The organism is Arthrobacter sp. RCC_34, assembly GCF_041360795.1.
Lineage (GTDB): Bacteria > Actinomycetota > Actinomycetes > Actinomycetales > Micrococcaceae > Arthrobacter_E.
In genome coordinates this window covers 251,658-268,589 of the sequence record NZ_JBFUPW010000001.1, presented here as the reverse complement: position 1 = coordinate 268,589, position 16,932 = coordinate 251,658, and the positions used below count along the sequence as shown (strand labels likewise).

Below are 16,932 nucleotides of genomic sequence, written 5' to 3'. Positions count from 1 at the left end.
TCCGGCCATGACGGCACAGCAGGAGCACCCCCTCACCCTCGGCATCCTCGGCGCCGGAAAGGTGGGCACCGTCCTGGCACGCCTGGCCGTCGCGGCGGGCTACAAGGTGCTGATCTCGGGTTCCGGCGACCCCGCCAAGATCTCCCTCATCACCGCCGTCCTGGCCCCGGGCGCCGTCGCGGTGCGTCCGGAGGAGGCGGCCCGGCAGGCGGACCTGGTCGTTCTCGCCCTGCCCCTGGGCAAGTACCAAAGCCTCCCGGTGGAGGAACTCCGCGGCAAGCCGGTGGTCGACGCCATGAACTACTGGTGGGAGACGGACGGCCTGCGCGAGGACCTGCGGAACCCCGCCACGTCCACGAGCGAGATCGTGCAGGATTTCCTCCCGGAGTCCCGTGTCGTGAAGGCCTTCAACCACATGGGTTACCACGACCTGGACGAAGGCGCTCGGCCCGCCGGTGCGCCCGGACGAAAGGCGATCGCCGTCGCAGGCGACCTGGAATCGGATCTGGACGCGGTCGCCGCGCTGGTCGACGCCCTCGGCTTCGACCCGGTGGTCCTGACCCCGCTCGCCGCCGGCGCCCGCCTCGAGCCCGGGAATCCCGCCTTCGGGGCGAACGTGGAGGCAGACGAACTCCACGAACTGGCCGGCATTCTGGTCGAGGATCCCGAGGCGGTCTGAGCGCTCCACTCGAGGAGGGCAGGAAGGACGCCGTCATGTCCACATGGGGAGCACTGCCCATGTCACTTCACCCCTCCACGCCGCTAGAGTGTGAATAACACCAAACTCTGGAGGAACCGCGTGGGGACGTTCTACGGGGCCGATGTCTCGGCCTTGCGGCAGCTCGGGCAACGGATCAAGACATCCCGCGATACCCTCTCACGCCTGGACGCCACTCTGAGCCAGAGCATCGAAGCGGCACGGCAGTGGACCGGTCCGGACGGCTTGCAGTTCAGGACGGACTGGGGCTCGATCCATCGTAAAGCGCTGGCCGAGGCACGCACCCTGCTGGGAAATGCCGAACGCGCCGTCCTCCGGAATGCAGACGAACAGGAATCCGCCAGCCGCGCAGGCTCCCCGTCGGGAACCACTGCGGCGGCCCCCGGAAACGGCGCCGGCCACGTCACTGACGGCCGCCCGGACCATTCGGTCCCTCGCTTTCCCGACCGCGGGAAGCCCGACCTCTCCGACGACCAGCTCAAGGAACTGCGGGACAAGATCCATGCGGCCGCCGACTCCGACGACTTCTTCAAGGGCAACGATGCCGACGTCGACGACCTCCGCAAAGCCCTGGAGGGCCTGACCCCGGCACAACTGAACCAGCTCCTCGGCACGCTGTCCGATGACGAGCTCAAGAAGCTGGGGAACGGTCTTGCCTCCGACGGCAAGGGCGTCTTCAACTGGGGAGGCACCACCGCCTTCGAGCGTCAGGCCGTCTTGGACCAGCTCCTCGCCAAGGCGTCCCCCGAGCAGGTGGAACGTATCAAGGTTCAGATCCCGTGGGCCCAGCCCGATGGCATCGCATCCGGCGATCCTGCCAATCCCGACGGCGGTCCCCAGGCCGCGAAGGGATGGATGACCCCGAAGGGGCCCGTCATCTCCACCTCGCAGTCCACTCTCGACATCCGTCAGGGAGGCTACGGCGACTGCGTCGTCATGGCCGGGCTGGGCGCCCTGATCGGCCAGGACCCGAACTGGGCCCGCGATCATGTCACCGACAATGGCAATGGCACGGTCTCGGTGAAACTGAACGACGGCGGCCAGGAACGCTGGGTCACCGTCACCAAGGACGTCCCGGCCGATGAGAACGGCAATCCTCAGGGCGCCAAGGGGAATTCGGGCGGCACCTGGTCGATGTATGTGGAGAAAGCGCTCGCCCAGGTCTACAACGAGGACAACGCGAGCGACCCGGTGAATCCAGGTCAGCTGGCCGATCAACGGTACGAGCCGGGTCACTATCGCGCCATCGAAGGCAACTACGGCACGGATGCCATGAAGTACCTGACCGATGGCAAGCTGACCGAGACGCATGATTCCTCGGATGTCTGGAAGGCCGCCGACGCGGGACGTCCGGTCATCATCGGCACGAAGGGTGAGGCTCCTCCAGGCGTCCCCGATGGATACGTGGCGGGCCACGAGTTCTTCGTGACAGGTGTGGACGACTCTGGAAAACTCGTGCTGCAGAACCCCTGGGGACCCCAGCTGGATCCCCTGCACATCAGCAAAGAGGAGTACGAGTCCATGTTCGGGAATGCGGTGATCACCGGATGAGACGGATCCTCACCTCGGCCGCCCTCGCCGCGACCCTGGCCCTCGGGGCGGCGGCTTGTGCGTCCCCCGCCGCTCCCGCTCCTCAACCGAAGGACAGCACCTCCATGGCCCAGAACCCCAGCTGCACCTCCCAGGGCGAGTACGCCCTCCGTCAATCAGCCCACGCGGTGTTTCCGGCCCTGCCGAAACACTCCGAAGGTGCGGAGAAGACCCCTTCCGGCGGGATCTACACGGTGAACCTTTCGACCACACCAGCAACCACCAGCATCACCTTCGACGTCGAGGAACCCGCGCCCGGGCAGCATCTCGATTTCAAGGAAGCCAAGGTCGGAGACGAACTGGAATTCTGGGGGTACCGGATCAGGATCACCTCCATCTGCCAGGGTGAGGTCCGCTTCGACGTCCTGAAACACCCCTGACGCCGGGCGACGCCGCCCGGCAGCGCGCGCCGGTCCCGCACGGCCCGCGATGCCGCAGGGCACCGGCCCCGGCCTCGCTCAGGCCGGACGGCGCCGGAACCATCGCGCCCTGCCCTACAGCCCCATCCTCTTCACCGCTTCCTCCCGCATCTCCACCTTCCGGATCTTGCCGGAGACGGTCATGGGGAAGCTCTCGCGCAGTTCGAGGTACCGCGGGATCTTGTAATGCGCCAGGCGTCCCGCGCAGTACTCACGGAGCCCTTCCGCGGTCAGCTCGGGCGTCCCGGGCTTCAGAATGATGCAGGCCATGAGTTCCTCGCCGTACTTCTCATCCGGGACGCCGATCACCTGGACGTCCTGAACGTCGGGATGCCGGTAGAGGAACTCCTCGATCTCCCGGGGATAGATGTTCTCCCCGCCCCGGATCACGAGGTCCTTGATGCGGCCCTCCACCAGCACGTAGCCGTCCTGATCCATCCGGGCCAGGTCCCCGGTGTGCATCCAGCCCTCGGCGTCGATGGCCTCGGCCGACTTGTCCGGCTGATCCCAGTAGCCCTTCATCACGACGTAGCCGCGGGTGCACAGCTCACCGATCTCGCCCCGCGGCACCACCTCACCACTCAGCGGGTCGATGATGCGGCTTTCGCAGTGCGGCATCGTCCGGCCCACCGACTCGGTGCGCTGCGCCAGGGTGTCGCCTTCGCGGGTCATGGTCGAGACGGGCGAGGTCTCGGTCATGCCGTAACAGATGGCCACGTCCTTCATGTGCATCTCCCCGATCACGCGCTTCATCACCTCGATGGGACACAGCGATCCCGCCATGACCCCGGTCCGCAGAGTCTCGAGGCGGTACGAGTCGAAGTCGGGAAGCGCCAGCTCGGCGATGAACATCGTCGGCACGCCATAGAGCGACGTCGCCCCGAACTCCTGCACCGCCCGCAGCGCGGCCGCCGGGTTGAACGAGCGCGACGGGATGATCGCCGTGCCCCCGTAGGAGAAGATGTTCAGATTCCCGATCACCATGCCGAAGCAGTGGTAGAACGGCACCGGGATGACCACCTTGTCCTCCTCGGTGTACTTCAGGAGGGCGCCGATCTGGTGTCCGTTGTTGAGGATGTTGTGGTGCGTGAGGGTGGCGCCCTTCGGGAAGCCCGTGGTGCCGGACGTGTACTGGATGTTGATGGCATCGTGCGGATCCAGTCCCGCCATCCGCTCCGCGAGCGCTTCCGGCACGACGACGGCCGCCTCCTCGAGCAGCCCGCTCCAGCTCCACTCCCCGGGGCTCTGGGGCACCCCCTCCCGCAGGCTCAGCTGCGGATCGGTCTCGGCATTGCCGGGCAGGAAGACGAGTTCTCGCAGTTCGGGACAGTGCTCGACGGCCGCGCGGGACATGGCCACGTAGTCGCTGTTCCGGTCGTCCGGGGCGAGGACCAGCATCCGCATGCCGTTCTGCCGGGCCACGAATTCGAGCTCGTGCGTGCGGTACGCGGGATTGACGTTGACCAGGATGGCGCCGATCTTGGCCGTCGCGTACTGGAGGATGGTCCACTCGGCGCAATTGGCACTCCAGATGCCCACCCGCTCCCCCACGCCGATGCCCACGGCGAGGAGAGCACGCGCCAGGAGGTCGACGTCGTCGTTCAGTTCGCGGTACGTCCACCGGCGCGGAGGATGGCCGGGAAGTCCCGCCTCCACGAGTGCCTCCCGCTCGGGGAAACGCTGGACGACGGTTTCGAAGTCGTCGCCGATCGTCCGGTTCAGCAGCGGGACGCTGGCGTCCCCGGCGGTGTAGGAGTCCATGTGAGGCACGTTACTGGCTGGCACGTGTCGGCGGCCAGACCTCGGGGCCGTCCTGCCGGGGCTTTTCGAGGCGGGCCGCCAGCCCTCCGCCGATCGCGCCGAACAAGTGCCCCTGCCAGGAGATCCCGGTCTGGCCGGGGAACACACCCCAGAGGACGGCCCCGTAGGCGAGGAGGATGACGACCCCGAGCGCGATCTGGAGCACGCTCCGGGTGAAGACGCCGCGCAGCACGAGGTAGACGATCCAGCCGAACACCAGCCCGGAGGCGCCGAGGTGCAGCGATCCCGGCCCGCCCGTGAGCCAGGTGCCCACGCCGCCGACCAGCCAGACCACGGCGGTGACGCGCAGCCACGCCCCGACCCCGGACAGCAGGATCACGAAACCCAGGACCAGCAGCGGGCCGGTGTTCGCGATCAGGTGACCCCAGCCCAGATGCAGCAGAGGCGCGAACAGGATCCCGCTCAGCCCGGACGGGTTCCACGGCCTGATCCCGAAAGAATCGAGCCGGTGGCCCATCACGGTGTCGATCAGCTCGATGGCCCAGAGCAGCAGGACGAACCCGCCGATGGTCACGGCCGCGGTCGCGATGCGGCTCCGGCCGGGCCGTTCCTGCTCGTCCTGCTCGGGAATGAGGCTCATGCGGACAGTCTAGAAGGCCGCCCTTTCCGTCCCGCGGACGACGACGGCCCGGCGGCGCCCGTGGGGGCGCTCACCGGGCCGTTGGCACGGAAGAGTGGGCTCAGTCCTCGGCGGTCTCGCCGGCTTCGGCCTGGGCCTTGGCGACCTGAGCGTGAACCTCGGTCATGTCCAGGCCCTTGACGGCCTCCACGAGCTGCTCGAGCTGCGGGGCGGACATGGCGCCGGGCTGGGAGAAGACCAGGACCTGCTCACGGAACGCCATGAGTGTCGGGATGGAGGTGATGCCCGCTTCGGCGGACAGCTGCTGCTCCGTCTCGGTGTCCACCTTGGCGAAGAAGACGTCGGGGTGCTTCTCCGAGACGGCGGCGTAGTTGGGGGCGAACATCTTGCAGGGTCGGCACCAATCGGCCCAGAAGTCCACCAGCACGATGTCGTTGCCCTGAATGGTCTCGGTGAACTGTTCTCCGGTGATGTCTACGGTAGCCATGTCTCCACGGTAACCACCCGGGCGGCGCCTGGCCACCCTGCCTGCGTGCTGTCCGCTGAGGGCGTGACCGGTTCCGCAGCCGCGACGGGAACGCGGAAAACGACAAACGCTCGCCCGCTGACAGTTCATCTCGGCCAGGTGACCAACGACCCTAGGATGGACATCGGAACAGGAGGGGCGGATGGTCGGCAGGATCACGGCGTGGCTGCGCGCTCAGGCGGGGTTCCTGATCTGCCTCGTACTCCCACTGACAGTGGGCGTGCTGCTCAACGGCTGGCTTCGGCCGTGGTGGGCAGCAGAGCTGGGAGGTCGGCGCCGTGCCTGGTCCTCGACTCGCGGTAACAACAACTGGTACGAGTTCTCCCCCGAGGTGCGCGAAGAACATCCCGCACTGACGTCCTTTCTCTCACTTCAAGACGGTGAGGTGTCCATGGTCCTCGCGGGCGTGATCGTCGTCCTGTTCCTCCTTCGCGTGGGAATCCGCCGGCTTCGCTCCCGGCCACGGCGCAGCGCGCCCTGATAAGCGGCACGGCTGCGCTGGTGCGCGACTGAGCGGGCGGCAGCGCGCCCTGATGGGCGGCGCAGCTGGGCTACGGACGATTCACACGGCCGTCTCCACCCCGCCTCTTCCCTTCCGTTGAACACGTGTTTAGTATCTTAAACATGCGTTCAGCACCACAGGACGACCTCACCACCAAGGCCCGGATCCGCGACACCGCCATCAGGCTCTACGCCCGCGATGGATTCGCGAAGACGAGCCTGCGTGCCATCGCGACGGAGGCCGGGGTCAGCCCCGGCCTGCTCATCCACCATTTCGGCTCGGCCGCCGGGCTGCGCGAAGCCTGTGACGAGCAGGTTCTCGGCGTGACCACCGAACGGGCGAGCAGCAAGATGCGGCCCGGCGGGCTCAAACACCTCATGGCGGAGTTCAACCGCAATCCGGAGGGCTACACCCTGGAGATGGACTACCTCCGTCAGGCTCTGCTGGAAGGCACTGCCACGAGCGCCTCGCTGTTCCAGCACCTGGTGGAGCTGAGCGAGTCGGTGATCCGCAGCGGCATCGAGGACGGGACCGTCCGGCCCTTCACCGACATCCGCGGAGTCGCCGTCCTCACCGCCCTCACCAGCGTCGGCTCACTCGCCTTCGGCCCGATCGCGGCGAAGGCCCTGGGAGTGGAAGGCGACTGGCAGAGCGTCATGCAGCGCATCGGAGGACCGGGCCTGGAGCTCTACACCCACGGCTTCTACACCACGGACGCCTTCCTCACGGCCTACCGGGAGGCCACCTCCCCGGACCACGACGAACCTCAGGAGGCCTGACATGTCGTCCAGCACCAGTTCACCCGGCGTCGTCTCAGCCGGCGTCAGCCCAGCCAGCATCAGCGTCGAATCCCTGCACAAGTCCTTCGCCCGGAACGAGGTGCTCCACGGGCTCAGCTTCGAGCTGCCGCCGGGTTCCGTCCTCGGCTTGATCGGGCCGAACGGCGCCGGCAAGACCACCACGCTCCGGTGTCTGGTGGACATCATCCGGCCCAGCAGCGGGACGCTCCGGGTGCTCGGCGAGGACCCGCGGCACGCCGGCCCCGAGCTGCGCCGCCGCATCGGCTACCTTCCGGGCGAACTGATCCTGGAATCCCGGGTCACGGGCCGCAAGCTCCTCCAGCACTTCGCCCGGCTGAGCGGCCCGGTGCGCCACGGCCGGATCGAGGAACTGGCCGAACGGCTCAACGTCCCGCTGGACAAGCAGGTCCGCGAGCTGTCCAAGGGCAACAAGCAGAAGCTCGGGCTCATCCAGGCCTTCATGCACGACCCCGAGCTCCTCATCCTGGACGAACCCACCAGCGGGCTGGACCCCCTGCTCCAGCAGGAATTCCTGTCGATGATCGCCGAAGTCCGTGCGGACGGCCGCTCCGTCCTGCTCAGTTCTCACGTGCTGAGCGAACTGCAGCAGAGCGCGGACCGGGTGGCGATCCTACGGGCAGGAACGATCGTCGCGGACGCGAGCGTCGAGGAGCTGCGGGCGACCGCGGTGCGCACCCTGCGGGTCCGGCTTGAAGACGGCGACCAGCAGCGTGAGGACGCTCTCGAACGCCTGCGCGGCGTCCCCGGCGTCGACGGCCTGACCACCCTCCCGGACGGACGACTGGAGGCGAGCGTGCACGACGGCGTCCGCCCCCTGCTCGCGGCGCTCGCCGCCCTGCCGGTCACCGACGTCGTGCTGGAAGAGCCCGACCTGGAGCAGGCGGTGCTCACCCTGTACGGCACCCATCCAGGCTCCGCGCATCCCGCGGAGGCGGAACGACGGGGCGGCCGCCATGAACGGCACGCCCGGAAGGAGTCCTGAGATGTTCGCGATCTTCACGCGCGGCGTGGTGGACAGCTGGCGGGCGACGCTCGCCTGGGCTGTGGGCCTGGTGGCCGCGGCGGCGCTCTACCTGCCCCTGTTCCCCTCCATGGTGGGCAACGGACAGATGCAGCAGCTGTTGAAATCGCTGCCGGCCCAGCTGGTCCGCACTCTGAACTACGACCAGCTCGGCAGCGGCCCGGGGTACACCCAGTCGACCCTGTTCGGACTCCTCGGCTTCCTGCTGCTCAGCATGGCCACGATCGCCTGGGGCGCGTCGGCGGTCGGCGGTGACGAGGAGTCCGGGCTGCTGGAACTCACCCTCGCTCATGGTGTGACGCGGGTGCAGCTCGTGGCAGGGCGTGCGCTGGCGATCCTGGCGCGGCTGCTGTTCCTGGTGCTGGTCATGTACTGCGCGGTGGCGGTGCTCAACGGCCCGTCGCAGCTGAACCTCGACCTGGGCAAGGTCGCGGGCGCGGCCCTCGGCTACGCCGGTCTTCTGGCGCTGAGTGCCGCGGCCGCCCTGCTCGGCGGAGCACTGCGGGGACGCCGCGTCCACGGGCTCATCCTCGGTGCAGCCGTCGCGGTGCTCGGCTACGTCTTCAACGCGGTGGGCAAACAGAGCGACTCCGCGAAGTGGCTGCTGGACTTCTCGCCGTACCACTGGTTCTTCGGCTCCGACCCGTTCAGTCAGGGTGTCGACTGGGGCGCCTGCGCCGGGATGTGGGGCGGGACGATCGCACTGATGGCGCTGGCCGCGCTCGTCCTGCGCACCCGCGACGTCGGCCGCTGAGCCGCACCTTCACCGGGCCGCGCGGTCAGTCACCACTCATGCGGCCCGGGCGTGCGCGACCCCGGCAGCGCGACCTCGGAACGCCACTCGTGGATCCAATCGGGGAGCACCAGGTCCTCGGGCACCGGGCCGACCTCTGCGATGATCTCGTCATTGCTCACCGGACGCCCCCGGTGGACCAGCCGCGTGGCCATGTAGGCCCGGGCGTAGATCTCGCCATTGGCGACCATGCGCTGCTCGAAGTAGATGGCTTTGGCGTCAAGGCCGATGATGCGGGATTCGATCGTGTAGCGCTGCCACAGCTTGACCGACTTGCGGTAGCTGATGGTCTGGGCGGAGACCACGGGGCTCCACCCCTTCCTGCGCATGCGCTCCCACACTCCGGCACGGACCATGAGGTCGAAACGGCCCAGATCCATGAGGGAGAAGTACATGCCGTTGTTGATGTGGACCGCGATGTCCACGTCCGTCGGCAGGGCACGCATCGGCAGACTGGACGTGTCCCAGATGCTCAACGGTGAACGGCGACGCGAGGCGAACAGCAGCCAGAGGGTCCGGAAGATGAGGTGCATGCCCTTATGTTACTTGTCGGTAACTTAGTGGGGAAGACCCGGGCCGGGACAGACGCAGCACGCCGGTATGGCCGTCCTCTGCGACGAATCGCTCCACGGCAAAGCCGGCTTCCTCCGCATGAGCGGCCGCTGGGGCGAGCTGTTCACGGTTCATCTCCAGCAGAATCCGCCCCGACGGACTGAGCCACGGACCCGCCTCGGTGATCACGGCCCGGACGAAGTCGAGCCCATCCGCTCCGGCGTAGACGGCCGCGCCAGGTTCATGTTCGCGGGACTCCCGGGACATGAACGCGGCCTCCGCCTCTGGAACATAGGGCGGGACGGCTGCCAGGACGTCCACCGCGCCGAGGAATCGCGGCGGCACCGCGGAAAGCACCGTCCCCCGCGACACCGCGGCCCCGGAACCGAGGTTCCGCTCCGCATGTGCCAGCGCGACGGCGTCGGCGTCGCTCGCATGAATCGTCGCCCCGGGAAGGTGGTGCGCCACCCAGGCGGCCACCGGCGCCGCCCCGGCGAAAGCCTCCAGCACCACGGGTGACGGGTATTCCCTGGCGGCAGCGAGCGTCAGCCTGGCCAGGAACAGGGTCCGCTGCCGAGGGATGAAGACGCCGGGCCCCACGGAAAGCCGCAGACCGCCGAAATCCACCCAGCCGACGAGCTGCTCCAGCGGCTCGCCCTGTTCCCGCCGCTCACACAGGCGCAGGAGATGCGCCTCGTCCAGCGCACTCTCCTCCAGGATGGCGGCTTCCTCCTCGGCGAAGACGCAGCCGGCGGTGCGCAGACGGAGCACCAGGGAATCGGTGTCCAGGGTCGGGGTGTTCATGGGATTCATGCTCGGCGATCCGACGACCCGGCACAAGGAACAGCGCATCTCATGTGGACGAAAAGCGAAGGCGACCTGGGGGTAATTCACGGCGGATGTTCACCCGCCATTCATTCAACTCCTGGAAAATAAGGGCATTACGAAGAGAACAAGCAGCAAAGGAGACTGCCGTGAGTGCACTGGGCACCACCGAGATCAACCACCTCTGGCCCGAAATCCCGTCGGGCCAGCCGATCGCCCTCTCGGACCACCGAGGCGATCGCATCGTCGGCCACGTCGACGGCATGACGCACGACCGCACCACCCTCTGGATCCAGCTCGACGGCGGCCTGGGCCGCCGCCTGGTCCACCACCTGGACGGCTACGCACTGGAGAACTGAGCCCTCACAGAGCAATTCAGAGTCACAAGGCCGCTGTGTGCTGAGATCCGGATAGGCTTCTGCCGTCACTCACTGCACCAGGACCTTGGGGGTATCGTCATGCGCGGATCGAGTTCTGCGTTTCTCAGCGGCGTCATTCTGATCTTCATCGGAACCATCGGTTCCGGAGTGGTCTCATTCCTCGCCACCACCGGTCGGATGGGTGCCGCACCGTTCGACGCGCTCGGCTTGGCCACCATTCTGCTGGTCGCCGCCGGAGCGATCACTTTCCTAGGATTCATGATGATTCTGGTGGGCGTCTATCGGGGGCTCAGATCCATCGACGATCTCCATAGGGATCGCTTCGGCCGTTCCTGAGCGGGGGCGGGCTCAGCCGGCACAGACCGCCCACAAACCGCCCCAGCAAACACGAAAGGCCCGGAACCATGTGGTTCCGGGCCTTTCCGTGGTGGCAGATGAGGGATTCGAACCCCCGTAGGCAGTGCCAGCTGATTTACAGTCAGCCCCCTTTGGCCGCTCGGGTAATCTGCCGAGCTTCACGTAGAAGCACTTCCATCCGTCGTTTCCGGCGAGTGGAAGCAAGACAACTTTACAGAAGATTCTCCGCAGAATCGAATCGGGCCTCGTCAGGCCCTTCGGACGGCGGATCAGGCCTGGTCTTCGTCCCCGCTGGACCCTTCGCCGGACCCCAGGATCGTGCGGCTCATACGCTCCTCGAAACGCGCGGCCTGCTCGGGCGTGAGCTGCTTGAGCTGCACCGCGCGCTGCAGATCCTCGTGGATGCCATTCACCCGGGCCTGGGGCGCGGCCTGCGGGGCGAAGGCCACGGACGCGGCCACCACCGCTGCGGATGCGAGCGCGGCCGATGCACCCTTGATCACGCTGGCCGTCCGGCTGCCCTGCTTGCCGGCCGAGGCCGGGACCGCATACTTCTTGGGTTCCGCCGCCATGACTTCTCCTGCCTTCGTTCATTCCGGGAACCCCCGTGGAGTTCCTACTGAGGCAACTCTCCCCGGCCCGGATGAGTTCCGCCCAGAGATCAGCTGAGAGTGAACTGTGAGCCACAAGCCCGCCTCCCCGCGCGTTCCGCGGCGTCAGGCCTTAAACTCGTAGGAAGAAACCACCCACCGCCTAAGGAGAATCATGGCCGGCGAGTCCACGTTCGACGTTGTCAGCAAGGTAGACAAGCAAGAGGTTGCCAACGCCCTCAACCAGTCCCAGAAGGAGATCGCCCAGCGCTACGACTTCAAGGGCGTCGGCGCCGAGATCGACTTCAGCGGCGAGAAGATCCTCATGAAGGCCAACTCCGAGGACCGCGTCAAGGCCGTCCTGGACGTCTTCGAATCCAAGCTCATCAAGCGCGGCATCTCCCTCAAGTCCCTCGACGCCGGCGAGCCCTTCCCGTCCGGCAAGGAGTACCGCATCGAAGCCTCCATCAAGGAAGGCATCGAGCAGGACATCGCCAAGAAGATCAACAAGCTCATCCGTGACGAGGCCCCCAAGTCCGTCAAGTCCCAGATCCAGGGCGACGAGCTGCGCGTGACCTCCAAGTCCCGCGATGACCTGCAGGCCACCATGGCACTGCTCAAGAACTTCGAGGACGTCGACCTCCAGTTCGTGAACTTCCGCAGCTAGCCAGCACCCCATACCTACGACGGCGGGCGCCTCCCCACACGGGAGGCGCCCGCCGTCGTCGTTTCTCTTCGCGAGACGCCAGTTCAGCACAATGCCGAACCTTCGCACTGTGCTGAAGTGGCGTCTCGCGAGCGGAGGCAGGCCACCCTCACCTGACTTCAATAGCCAACATAAAGTTTGCATAATTCAGCCGAGAGAGTAATGTTCTGCTCGGCGCACCCCTCCCCGGGCCGCGCTGCACCCCATACACAGCAAGGAATCCAGCATGCTCGGGAACTTCCTGATCGGTCTGCGCGAAGGCCTCGAAGCGACCCTCGTCGTCGTGATCCTCATGGCCTATCTGGTCAAGAGCGGACGCTCCCACCTCCTGCCGAAACTCTGGATCGGGATCGGCGCCGCCGTCTCCATCTCCATCGCGTTCGGCGCGCTCCTCACCTTCGGCCCGCGTGGCCTGACGTTCGAGGCGCAGGAGGCGATCGGCGGATCGCTCTCGATCGTCGCCGTCGGCATGGTGACCTGGATGGTCTTCTGGATGGCGCGCACCGCCCGGACCCTGGGCACCGAACTGCACGGCAAGATCGATGCCGCGGCCACGGGTGCCGCCTGGGGCATCATCCTGGTCGGCGCCCTCTCCGTGGGCCGCGAGGGCCTCGAGACCGCGCTGTTCCTCTGGGCCGCCGCACAGGCGACCGGCGAAAGCACCGTCCCGCTGCTGGGCGCGGTCCTCGGCCTGGCCGTCGCGGTCCTGCTCGGCTACCTGCTGCACCGCGGGGTCCTCAAGATCAACCTCGGCAAGTTCTTCACCATCACCGGCATCTTCCTGATCCTGGTGGCCGGCGGCGTGCTCTCCTACGGCATCCACGACCTTCAGGAAGCCGGCCTGCTCCCGGGCCTCCACAACCTCGCGTTCGACGTCTCCGGCGCGATCCCGCCGGACTCCTGGTACGGCACGCTCCTCAAGGGCACCTTCAACTTCTCCCCGGCCACCACCTGGCTGGAGGCGATCGTCTGGTGGGCCTACGTGGTCCCGACGCTCTACTTCTACCTGCGCAACTACCGCCGCTCGCAGGCCGCCCGCAAGGCCGCTGCCGCGCGTCGCGCCGCTCCTTCGCGGAACGCCGCGCAGAGCATCCCCGCGGAGGCCGCAACGGTCGTCTCCCGCACGGCCGCCCCGGTCTCCTGAACCCTCCTTCACGAACTCTCCAAGGACAGTCATGCCCGCTTCTCCTCGCCGCGCCTTCAGCTCCCTCGCGGTCCTCGCCGTCGTCGCTCCTCTGGCGCTGACCGCTTGCACGGACAACGCCAAGCCGGCCGCCGGCGCCACGGACGGTCCGATCTCCGTGAGCAGCACGGACAAGGAGTGCAAGCTCAGCACCGTCACGGCGAAGAGCGGCCACCTGACCTTCGATGTGAAGAACGACGGCCAGCAGGTCACCGAGTTCTACCTTCTGGCCGAGGACGGCCTGCGGATCGTCGGTGAAGTCGAGAACATCGGCCCCGGCCTGTCCCGCAAGCTCGTGGTGACCGCTCCCGAGGGCAAGTACCTCACCGCCTGCAAGCCCGGCATGCAGGGCGAGGGCATCCGTTCGGCCTTCACCGTCGAGGCCTCCGGCACCACCGCCTCCGTGGACTCGGACACCAAGGCACTCCTGGACACCGCCACCAAGCAGTACGTCTCCTACGTCAAGGACCAGACCGAGCAGCTGCTCACCGGCACCAAGGCCTTCGCCGCCGCCTATGCCTCCGGTGACGCCGCGAAGGCCCGCAGCCTCTACGCCTCGGTGCGCATGCACTGGGAGCGCATCGAGCCCGTGGCCGAGTCGTTCGGCGACCTGGACCCCAGCCTCGACCTCCGTGAGGCCGATCTGGAGAAGGGTCAGCAGTGGACCGGCTGGCACAAGGCCGAGAAGGACCTCTTCCCGCCGAAGGGCTACACCGCGCTGACCGCGGCCGAACGCCAGAAGCTGTCCCAGAAGCTCGTCGCGGACACTCAGACACTGTTCGAGCGGACCCGCACGCTGACCCTGACCCCGGACAAGCTCGGCAACGGCGCCAAGGAGCTCCTGGACGAGGTCGCCACCGGCAAGGTGACCGGCGAAGAGGAGATCTGGTCCCACACCGACCTCTGGGACTTCCAGGCCAACGTCGACGGCGCGCGCATCGCCTACCAGAACCTCCGTCCCGTGGTGGCCCTGAAGAAGCCCGAACTGGCCAAAACCCTGGACCAGCGGTTCGCGGCCCTGCAGACCGAGCTGGACAAGTACAAGGTGGGCGACGGCTTCAAGTACTACAACGAGCTGACCCCCGACCAGGTCAAGCAGCTCGCCGCCCTGGTGGACGCCCTCGGCGAGCCGCTCGGCCAGCTGACCGCCGCGGTGGTCCTCTGATCATGCCCGAGCAGGACAGCACCCCGGTCCCGCCCGCCACCTCCCAGGAGACCACCTCCCAGGAGACGGCGGGCGTTCCGTCGTCCTCCGGCCCGCGGGTCAGCAGGCGTGGGCTCCTCACCACCGCGTCGCTGGTCGGCGCGGGGGCCATCGGAGCCGCCGCGAGCTACGCCGTCACGCGCCCGTCCGGCGCCGACGCGCAGCCCGCGGCATCCGCCGTCGTGCCCTTCCATGGCGAGCATCAGGCCGGGATCGTGACGCCGGTGCAGGACCGCCTGCACATCGCCGCCTTCGACGTCACCGCCACGAGCCGCGACGACGTCATCGGCCTCCTGAAAGACTGGACCGCCGCCGCGGAGGCGATGGCCGCCGGGCGTGAGGCCGGTGAAGGCGGCGCCGTGGGCGGCGATTACGAAGCACCGCCGTCGGACACCGGTGAGGCCATGGGCCTCTCCGCGTCGAACCTGACCATCACCTTCGGTTTCGGACGCTCCTTCTTCGTGACCGACGACGGCGCGCCCCGCTTCGGTCTGTCCGGCCGCCTTCCGGAGGCGCTCATCGAGCTCCCCCACTTCCCGGGCGATCAGCTGGAACCGCAGCGCACGGGCGGGGATCTGGTCATCCAGGCGTGCGCCGATGACCCGCAGGTGGCCGTCCACGCGATCCGCAACCTGTCCCGCATCGCCTTCGGCCGGGCCCGGCTGCGCTGGTCCCAGCTGGGATTCGGCCGGACGTCCTCCACATCCACCAGTCAGCAGACGCCCCGCAACCTCTTCGGCTTCAAAGACGGCACCGCCAACCTCAAGGCGGAGGAACCCGAGCAGCTGTCCGAGCACGTCTGGGTGGCCCCGGGCGGCAAGCCCGGCGAACAGTGGATGGCGGGCGGCAGCTACCTCGTGGCCCGTCGGATCCGCATGCACATCGAAGTCTGGGACCGGACATCGCTCGGCGAGCAGGAGGCCGTGATCGGACGGACCAAGTCCACCGGCGCCCCGCTCTCCGGCGGCCAGGAGTTCACGGAGCCGAACTTCGAGGCCAAGGGGCGTGGCGACGCACCCCTGATCGCCATGGATTCCCACGTCAGGCTGGCACACGCGGCCACGAACAAGGGTGTGAAGATGCTGCGCCGCGGCTTCAACTTCACGGACGGCAACGACTCACTGGGCCGGCTGGACGCGGGTCTGTTCTTCATCGCTTTCGTCAGGGATCCCCGCACGCAGTTCGTGCCCATGCAGAACCGCTTGGCGTCCAGCGACCGGCTGAGCGTCGAGTACCTCAAGCACACCGGTTCCGGGCTGTTCGCCGTGCCGCCAGGGGTCAAGCCGGGCGAATACGTGGGCCAGGGGCTGTTCTCCTAGGATTCACCGCCGCGAGGAGCCAGTTGAGCACAGTCCCTGAGTCCGGGACTGTGCTCAACTGGCTTCTCGCGAGACGGCGAAGGGTTCAGCGGCCCGCCATGCGCTCCAGACGGGCGATGCGCTCCTTCATCGGCGGGTGCGTGGCGAAGAGCTTGGCCACGTTGGCGCCGCGGAACGGGTTGGCGATCATGAGGTGCGAGGTGTTCACGAGCGTCTGCTCCGCCGGCAAGGGGTATTGACTGACGCCGCGCTCGATCTTACTCAGGGCCGAGGCGAGCGCCAGCGGGTCGCCCGTGAGCTTCGCGCCGTCCTCGTCGGCGTCGTACTCCCGGGTCCGCGAGATCGCCATCTGGATCAGGGACGCTGCGAAGGGCGCCAGGAGCGCCATCGCGATCGCGGCGAGCGGGTTCATGTTCCGTTCGCCGTCGCGGCTGCCGCCGCCGAAGAACATCATGAACTGTGCCACCGAGGTGATGACGCCGGCCACGGCGGCGGCGACTGAGGACGTCAGGATGTCGCGGTTGTAGACGTGCATGAGCTCATGACCCAGCACGCCCCGCAACTCGCGGTCGTTCAGCAGCTGCACGATGCCGTGGGTGACACAGACCGCGGCGTGCTGCGGATTACGGCCGGTGGCGAAGGCGTTGGGCGTCATGGTGGGCGAGATGTAGATCCGCGGCATGGGCTGCCCCGCGGTCTGGGACAGCTCCCGCACCACGCGGTACAGCTCGGGAGCCTGAGCTTCGGGGATCTCCACGGCCTGCATGGAGCGGATCGCGATCTTGTCGCTGTTCCAGTAGCTGTAGAAGGTGGTGGCCACGCCGATCAGCGCCATGATCCAGATCGGGGCGGCACTGCGCGTCCAGAACCCGATCAGCGCACCGAGCCCCAGCAGCACCGCCCAGAGCACTCCGAAGAGCGCTGCGGTCTTCAGGCCGTTGTGATGTTGGTGCACGGGTGGCTCCTCACTCTCGAAAGCCCCGGATGCGTCCGGGTGGGCGGCTGTTCTGTTCCAGACTCCAGTC

The 16,932-nt window shown here is 67.5% G+C and carries 20 protein-coding genes and 1 tRNA gene; 13 read left to right on the top strand and 8 right to left on the bottom strand.

The annotated features are described in order from the left end of the window. Positions 1 to 7: 7 nt before the first annotated feature. From AB6732_RS01230 to AB6732_RS01220, 3 genes are all read left to right on the top strand, one after another. Complete coding sequence (locus tag AB6732_RS01230; RefSeq protein ID WP_370957699.1) at positions 8 to 679, top strand: NADPH-dependent F420 reductase; 672 nt, start codon at positions 8 to 10, stop codon at positions 677 to 679. A gap of 120 nt (positions 680 to 799) precedes the next feature. Continuing rightward, entirely contained in the window at positions 800 to 2,269 is a 1,470-nt protein-coding gene (locus AB6732_RS01225) for a C2 family cysteine protease (RefSeq protein ID WP_370957698.1), read from the top strand. Next, positions 2,266 to 2,688 carry a hypothetical protein gene (locus AB6732_RS01220; RefSeq protein WP_370957697.1) on the top strand — a complete coding sequence of 141 codons (423 nt, stop codon included), beginning with the start codon at positions 2,266 to 2,268 and terminating at the stop codon, positions 2,686 to 2,688. Before AB6732_RS01225 ends, AB6732_RS01220 begins: the two co-directional genes overlap by 4 nt. A gap of 114 nt (positions 2,689 to 2,802) precedes the next feature. On the opposite strand, the gene AB6732_RS01215 is transcribed toward AB6732_RS01220, so the two are convergent. The 3 genes from AB6732_RS01215 to AB6732_RS01205 form a co-directional block, all read right to left on the bottom strand. Then, positions 2,803 to 4,488 (bottom strand): AMP-binding protein, encoded by a 1,686-nt coding sequence (locus tag AB6732_RS01215; protein ID WP_370957696.1) that lies wholly within the window; start codon positions 4,486 to 4,488, stop codon positions 2,803 to 2,805. A gap of 10 nt (positions 4,489 to 4,498) precedes the next feature. Next, positions 4,499 to 5,128, bottom strand: coding sequence for a rhomboid family intramembrane serine protease (locus AB6732_RS01210; protein ID WP_370957695.1), 630 nt, complete (start codon positions 5,126 to 5,128; stop codon positions 4,499 to 4,501). 100 nt (positions 5,129 to 5,228) lie between these two features. Further along, complete coding sequence (locus AB6732_RS01205; RefSeq protein ID WP_107004346.1) at positions 5,229 to 5,615, bottom strand: co-chaperone YbbN; 387 nt, start codon at positions 5,613 to 5,615, stop codon at positions 5,229 to 5,231. 181 nt (positions 5,616 to 5,796) lie between these two features. On the opposite strand from AB6732_RS01205, the gene AB6732_RS01200 reads away from it, so the two are divergent. From AB6732_RS01200 to AB6732_RS01185, 4 genes are all read left to right on the top strand, one after another. Then, on the top strand, positions 5,797 to 6,135 hold the full coding sequence (locus AB6732_RS01200; RefSeq protein ID WP_370957694.1) for a hypothetical protein: 339 nt from the start codon (positions 5,797 to 5,799) through the stop codon (positions 6,133 to 6,135). 143 nt (positions 6,136 to 6,278) lie between these two features. Continuing rightward, positions 6,279 to 6,935, top strand: coding sequence for a TetR family transcriptional regulator (locus tag AB6732_RS01195; RefSeq protein WP_287899851.1), 657 nt, complete (start codon positions 6,279 to 6,281; stop codon positions 6,933 to 6,935). A gap of 1 nt (position 6,936) precedes the next feature. Then, complete coding sequence (locus AB6732_RS01190; RefSeq protein WP_370957693.1) at positions 6,937 to 7,959, top strand: ABC transporter ATP-binding protein; 1,023 nt, start codon at positions 6,937 to 6,939, stop codon at positions 7,957 to 7,959. Position 7,960: 1 nt separating this feature from the next. Then, positions 7,961 to 8,752, top strand: a complete 792-nt coding sequence (locus tag AB6732_RS01185) for an ABC transporter permease subunit (RefSeq protein WP_370957692.1) — start codon at positions 7,961 to 7,963, stop codon at positions 8,750 to 8,752. Positions 8,753 to 8,781: 29 nt separating this feature from the next. Here the strand turns inward: AB6732_RS01185 and AB6732_RS01180 are convergent, their stop codons facing one another. After that, positions 8,782 to 9,324 (bottom strand): acyl-CoA thioesterase, encoded by a 543-nt coding sequence (locus AB6732_RS01180; protein ID WP_370957691.1) that lies wholly within the window; start codon positions 9,322 to 9,324, stop codon positions 8,782 to 8,784. Positions 9,325 to 9,328: 4 nt separating this feature from the next. Then, the gene (locus tag AB6732_RS01175) at positions 9,329 to 10,147 is read right to left on the bottom strand and encodes a class I SAM-dependent methyltransferase (RefSeq protein ID WP_370957690.1); all 819 of its coding nucleotides are present in this window, start codon (positions 10,145 to 10,147) and stop codon (positions 9,329 to 9,331) included. Positions 10,148 to 10,317: 170 nt separating this feature from the next. Here AB6732_RS01175 and AB6732_RS01170 point away from each other — a divergent pair, with 170 nt between their 5' ends. Both AB6732_RS01170 and AB6732_RS01165 read left to right on the top strand, forming a co-directional pair. Beyond that, positions 10,318 to 10,527 (top strand): hypothetical protein, encoded by a 210-nt coding sequence (locus AB6732_RS01170; RefSeq protein ID WP_370957689.1) that lies wholly within the window; start codon positions 10,318 to 10,320, stop codon positions 10,525 to 10,527. 99 nt (positions 10,528 to 10,626) lie between these two features. Continuing rightward, positions 10,627 to 10,884 carry a hypothetical protein gene (locus tag AB6732_RS01165; RefSeq protein ID WP_370957688.1) on the top strand — a complete coding sequence of 86 codons (258 nt, stop codon included), beginning with the start codon at positions 10,627 to 10,629 and terminating at the stop codon, positions 10,882 to 10,884. Between the two features lie 89 nt (positions 10,885 to 10,973). On the opposite strand, the gene AB6732_RS01160 is transcribed toward AB6732_RS01165, so the two are convergent. Both AB6732_RS01160 and AB6732_RS01155 read right to left on the bottom strand, forming a co-directional pair. Next, positions 10,974 to 11,058, bottom strand: a tRNA-Tyr gene (locus AB6732_RS01160). A gap of 116 nt (positions 11,059 to 11,174) precedes the next feature. After that, positions 11,175 to 11,477 carry a hypothetical protein gene (locus AB6732_RS01155; protein WP_370957687.1) on the bottom strand — a complete coding sequence of 101 codons (303 nt, stop codon included), beginning with the start codon at positions 11,475 to 11,477 and terminating at the stop codon, positions 11,175 to 11,177. Between the two features lie 193 nt (positions 11,478 to 11,670). On the opposite strand from AB6732_RS01155, the gene AB6732_RS01150 reads away from it, so the two are divergent. The 4 genes from AB6732_RS01150 to efeB all read left to right on the top strand — a co-directional run bounded on the left by AB6732_RS01150 (position 11,671) and on the right by efeB (position 15,907). After that, on the top strand, positions 11,671 to 12,162 hold the full coding sequence (locus AB6732_RS01150; protein ID WP_066211754.1) for a YajQ family cyclic di-GMP-binding protein: 492 nt from the start codon (positions 11,671 to 11,673) through the stop codon (positions 12,160 to 12,162). A 265-nt stretch (positions 12,163 to 12,427) separates the two neighbouring features. Further along, positions 12,428 to 13,345: an iron uptake transporter permease EfeU gene (gene efeU, locus AB6732_RS01145; RefSeq protein WP_370957686.1), complete on the top strand. Its 918-nt coding sequence runs from the start codon at positions 12,428 to 12,430 to the stop codon at positions 13,343 to 13,345. A 31-nt stretch (positions 13,346 to 13,376) separates the two neighbouring features. Then, positions 13,377 to 14,549 carry an iron uptake system protein EfeO gene (gene efeO / locus AB6732_RS01140; protein ID WP_370957685.1) on the top strand — a complete coding sequence of 391 codons (1,173 nt, stop codon included), beginning with the start codon at positions 13,377 to 13,379 and terminating at the stop codon, positions 14,547 to 14,549. A gap of 2 nt (positions 14,550 to 14,551) precedes the next feature. Next, a complete protein-coding gene (gene efeB, locus AB6732_RS01135; RefSeq protein ID WP_370957684.1) occupies positions 14,552 to 15,907 on the top strand; it encodes an iron uptake transporter deferrochelatase/peroxidase subunit in 1,356 nt (451 codons plus the stop codon). Positions 15,908 to 15,992: 85 nt separating this feature from the next. Here the strand turns inward: efeB and htpX are convergent, their stop codons facing one another. Further along, the gene (gene htpX, locus AB6732_RS01130; RefSeq protein ID WP_370957683.1) at positions 15,993 to 16,862 is read right to left on the bottom strand and encodes a zinc metalloprotease HtpX; all 870 of its coding nucleotides are present in this window, start codon (positions 16,860 to 16,862) and stop codon (positions 15,993 to 15,995) included. Between the last annotated feature and the right edge of the window lie 70 nt (positions 16,863 to 16,932).